Origin of the sequence: Wolbachia endosymbiont of Pentalonia nigronervosa, assembly GCF_014534705.1 — a bacterium.
Classification (GTDB): Bacteria; Pseudomonadota; Alphaproteobacteria; order Rickettsiales; family Anaplasmataceae; genus Wolbachia.
The window spans coordinates 1-3,793 of sequence record NZ_JACVWV010000087.1; the positions used below are offsets into that span (position 1 = coordinate 1).

5 protein-coding genes and 1 pseudogene are annotated in these 3,793 nt (G+C 34.4%); all 6 read right to left on the minus strand.

Features of this window, described 5'->3' with window-relative positions; genetic code table 11:
• Positions 1–276: 276 nt before the first annotated feature.
• Entirely contained in the window at positions 277–1,149 is an 873-nt protein-coding gene (locus IC220_RS06365; protein ID WP_188153641.1) for an IS982 family transposase, read from the minus strand.
• Positions 1,150–1,318: 169 nt separating this feature from the next.
• Complete coding sequence (locus IC220_RS06370) at positions 1,319–1,846, minus strand: ankyrin repeat domain-containing protein (RefSeq protein WP_188153642.1); 528 nt, start codon at positions 1,844–1,846, stop codon at positions 1,319–1,321.
• Between the two features lie 56 nt (positions 1,847–1,902).
• Entirely contained in the window at positions 1,903–2,838 is a 936-nt protein-coding gene (locus tag IC220_RS06375) for a phage late control D family protein (RefSeq protein WP_188153643.1), read from the minus strand.
• Entirely contained in the window at positions 2,835–3,044 is a 210-nt protein-coding gene (locus tag IC220_RS06380) for a tail protein X (RefSeq protein WP_188153644.1), read from the minus strand. Before IC220_RS06380 ends, IC220_RS06375 begins: the two co-directional genes overlap by 4 nt.
• A gap of 2 nt (positions 3,045–3,046) precedes the next feature.
• A complete protein-coding gene (locus tag IC220_RS06385) occupies positions 3,047–3,394 on the minus strand; it encodes a phage tail protein (RefSeq protein ID WP_188153645.1) in 348 nt (115 codons plus the stop codon).
• Positions 3,394–3,793: pseudogene (locus IC220_RS06390) on the minus strand (phage tail tape measure protein); the annotation flags it as partial. The gene IC220_RS06385 and the pseudogene IC220_RS06390, both read right to left, overlap by 1 nt.

The following is a 3,793-nucleotide window of genomic DNA, read 5'->3' on the forward strand; positions in this document are numbered from 1 at the left end:
ATCATTGAAAATAATGACCTATTGGTTAAGAAATACGTGAAAAATTGGTATGAACGTCAAGCACAATCTAATCCTTATCAACCTATAGGAAAGTAATCATTTGCATTTTGCACTGTTAATCTTGAATTCATCTAATTCCTCAGAAAGATTTTTTACCCTTTCCTCAAGCACAAGCACTTTCTCCATTAACCCATATTCAATTAGCTTGTCATGTATCTGTACACGTGAATCTAGCTTAGCCAACCACCAGATGACAGTTATAACCCCAGTTGCGGATTAAGCAACGAAGTAAAGCATAGAAATAGAGGGCTTTTTGGACTGCAAGGAATATGAAGCGAGCGTAGAAAGAATGTGCACCAAAAAATTTACCGGTGATCTGTGACGAGAGTGCTCAATCTCAAATTTATTTTTCAGAGAGCCAAAAACCGTTTCAATGATCGATCTTTTTCTCAGTAAAATCTTCTCCTTCAGTGAAATGAGTACATTTTTCATATCTTTTCTAATATTAGTGACGAGTTTTAGGCCTCTATCGAAAAGTTTCGCAAAAAGCTCTTTCTTTATATAGCCCTTGTCACCGAACAAAAGTCCGGTCAGTTTTTTAGTTAAATGTGGCACAGGTTTTCTATCGTCAACATTACCTTTAGTCAACGTAATCCCCTGAATTTCGCCCATTTCATTGATTACCAGATGCAATTTGAAGCCAAAAAACCAGCCATAAGTGCTTTTTCCTAATTTTGCAATTCCAGCAAAAACCTTGTTTCTCGAGATTCTTTTTGGATGACACACTGCAATTGAAGTTGCATCTATATATGAAATTCCTGTCATTTTTGCTTGATCGCAAAACCACTGCAGCAACAGCACTAAATACCATAAAACCCGCGATTTTAGCGCAATAAATCTGGTATATGAAGGCAATTTTGGAAATGCATTTCCATATAATAATTTTACATAATATACATAAAAAGATTTGAAGTCTCCGCATCTAGATTGGTGGTACAGAAGTATTATTGTAAGAATCTCTGAATGCGTTATTCCTGGCATCCTACTAGACTTTTTGCCACTTGGTAGGAGTTTTTTCTCGAAATTTTTGTCTATTGCATTGCAAAAATCGTCGATAAAGCAAAATAATTCTGTTATATTTTCATTCATGGGTAACCTCTCTATTTTTTAAGATAAAATATCTCAGAGTTTACCCTTTTTTCCTCACTTTTTCACCTCTTTCTAATCCACAACTGGGGTTTATAGTCTGTATTATCATCGTTATTATTACTGCTAATGGGACTTTTTGATTTTGCATGGATATAAAGCTGATAACGGATTACTTTTTTGATTTGTACTGGTCTTCAGCTTGAGCAAGTAGCTTTATTATTTCTCTATATGGCTTGCCCTTGTTTTTGTCGTACCGTGATTCTATTACAGACATGTCTCTTGGATTTCTTCCATCACTACCTCTAATGTTTGGATTTGCACCATTTTCTAGTAAAAACTTAACATTTTCTAGATATCCACCATCAGCAGCGTGATGTAGTGCTGTTCTCTTAAAAGCATATTTATCAAGCACATCTATATTTACTTTTTCTTCTAATATTAAAAATCTGATAATATCTAAACATCCTTTTCTTGCCGCATAATGTAACGCTGTTTTACTCAAGTTTGGAGCCATGTCCTTTACTAAAAGTTTTGTTATTTCTAAGTTACAACTACTAGTAGCCACTTGTAATGTTTTGTTGTAATTATCTGTAGCTTTGGATTTTTGATAGCAATATGTAATAACAACACATACCACTAGTATCATAAGCCATACAAAATGTATTTTATCTTTTTCATTATATTTCAGTTTATTCATACTCAGCAGTTTCTTCATATTAAATAGACTATTTACTTATTTTTTCTTAACACCATTTACTTACTTAAAGATGCAGATAATGTAGTAAGATAACCTGAGCTATTTAAGGTATGCTCTGCTCTATTAACTACCCATTCGCCATCTACTGCTTGATTAAAGCCTATAAGATTAAGTTTTGCCTCTGCAAATATTTGAGGATTACCTGGCATTGTTATCTCTAAAGTTTCATTGCTGCGTTTTAATTGTTTTAGCTTGGCATTTGCTGCACTTAGTGCTGACTCTGCATTGGGATAAATTTCCAGCATAATATAACTTGGTTCACCGCTACCAACCATTTCTTTAATAGTCTCACCCTTTTCATAGCTATACCACTTTGCTATTACGGAATTGTACTTATCACGTACGGTAAAATGTACTTGCCAGTTAGTTGTATCTTGAGGTTTAATAGTCGTTGTTCCTAATGCTTTTCCTGTCGCTGATTTTGCCATATTTTTGGGAATGAATAGTATGTACCCTCCAGCTAATTTTGCCATTGCCTCTCGCTCCACTGCTATTTTTGTTAACAGACTTATGTCGCTCTCCTCAGTTTGATTAATGTGAGGTATAAGTACATCTTTAAATTCCTCTGCAACTTTATACCCATACCCATGTTTCTGAGCTATTTCTTTCACTAAGTTCTTCAGGGTAATTTGATGCCATTCTCTAGATACTTTTTCTTTTAATGATATTCTCAAATTTGTTGCATGGGCTTTGATTAGCAGAGTTTTGGGTGGGCTTTGTATTGTTACTTCATTGACTGTATATATACCCATTGGCAACACACCTGTTTCTCTATAACCTAGAGCAATATTTAATTCATTTGGAACATCTACATCTTCATTTTCATAGTTGACACACACTTCTGCCACATCATCAATAGTTCCAGACTCATCGGTAAGGTGTATCGATATCACATGGTCCTTTATTCCTTCTATGCTAAATTCTGGGTTCATTCCCATACCTTTAAAACAGATTTCTTCAATGGTTCTTTTATTATAGGCAGCTTAATTTTCAACCCTGATGGCAGAGAACCACTATACTCTGCAAGACCAGGATTAGCTTCTAAAACTACTTCCACCACCCCTCCGGTTGCTCCATAATGCCTCCAGCAAATTAAATCTATCATTTCTCCCTCCTTAGTCCAGTAATATGTTGTCATTTTCAGTTAAACCTCTTTAAACTTATATTGAACTCAACTTTTCTTGGTAGACCAGCAGGAAAAAATGATGTTTGTTTCTCTTCTAGTTGTATAATTACAAACTGCCCCAAAACATTACCTGCATTATCTACTAAAGAGTGAGGTACTTCTGTTTCCTTTAAGTTCTTTAATTGATTTAAGCCATTAAAGTTACGAAGATAAATAATTCCCTCTAAGTCTATGTTTTCTACTCCTTGACCGATATTTTGTAACAACGGTGCTTTACTAACACACTCTATAGTACTCCAACGACTTTCTTTGCTATACTTTATACTTGCTGGAGAAAGCTTATGTGGACCAAATGATAGCATCAGTAAATCGGCTCTATTGAATCAAATAAAACATCACGTGACTTTTCCCTTATTCTTTTTATCACTGCATCAGCAAGGCTACGTACATCTTGGTTGGGTTCTGCTTTAATACTTATATTAAATGTGAACGCTTGATTAACAACTTTCTGTTCACACTTACATTTTATACAATCTTTCGGACTTTTTTCATCTGCCACAGAACTTTTTTCTTCAATAACACTACTGATTTTAGTACCTTCAATAATACTCTTTTTATTCTCTAAAATTTTCTTCAGAGCATTATTATTCAATAAAGGATTTCCACCATGTAAGACATTGTTCTCAGTGATCATTTTAGATGTACTACTAATTTTTGCTTCTACTGGTGGGTTTTTATTCTTAAATTCTTTGAGCGGCCCA